The 813-nt window shown below is 69.9% G+C and carries 1 pseudogene; it reads left to right on the forward strand.

The window, feature by feature from the left end:
* Positions 1–247: 247 nt before the first annotated feature.
* Positions 248–813 (forward strand): annotated as a pseudogene (locus tag GB932_RS01350) (hypothetical protein); the annotation flags it as partial.

Here is an 813-nt window from a genome sequence, read left to right on the forward strand (position 1 = left end):
GGCCGCGAACAGGGCATCGACGGAGTGCGGGCGTTCCAGGACACCCGCTCGATCGCCACGATCGACCCGGAGGCGCTGGCCGCCATGGCGCACTGAGTCGAGGGCAGCACGCGGCCCGTCCCGGATCACGGGGGCGGCCGCCGCGCGTTCGATCGCGGATATAGGCGACGATCGCCGATGCGCGGCGAAGGGCAACGGGCATAGCTTCGGGACACGACCGCCCCGCCCGCTCCACAGAGGATCACAGATGACCTGTCTCCGCTCCCCCAGCACACGACTCGCCGGGCTCGCTGCCGCGACCTCCCTCGTCGTCCTCGGCCTCGCCGCCCCGGCGCAAGCGGCCGAGAACGTCATCACCAACCACACCACCGAGATCACCACCGGCGAATGGGTCTGCGACAGCGCCGTGTTGGTCGCAGATCTCGACGTCATCGGCGAGGTCACGCTGATCCTCGACGACGGATGCGATCTGACTGCGACCACATCTGGGCTAGATCCCAGATCTGCGGCGATTCACGTCGAACAGGGCAACAGCCTCACCATCGATGGGACGGGCGCTCTCGACGCCACCGGCTGGGAGGGTGCCGGCATCGGCAGCAGGTACCGCGGCGACAGCGGACCCATCACCATCAACGGCGGCACCATCACCGCCACCGGTGGCACCATCGATGGCAGCGGCGCTGGCATCGGCAGCGGGGACCGCGGCGACAGCGGACCCATCACCATCAACGGCGGCACCGTCACCGCCGCCGGCGGCGCGGGCATCGGCAGCGGGGATCATGGCGACAGCGGACCCATCACCATCAACGGCGG

The sequence above is a fragment of the Microbacterium karelineae genome (assembly GCF_009745985.1).
GTDB classification, from domain to species: Bacteria; Actinomycetota; Actinomycetes; order Actinomycetales; family Microbacteriaceae; genus Microbacterium; species Microbacterium karelineae.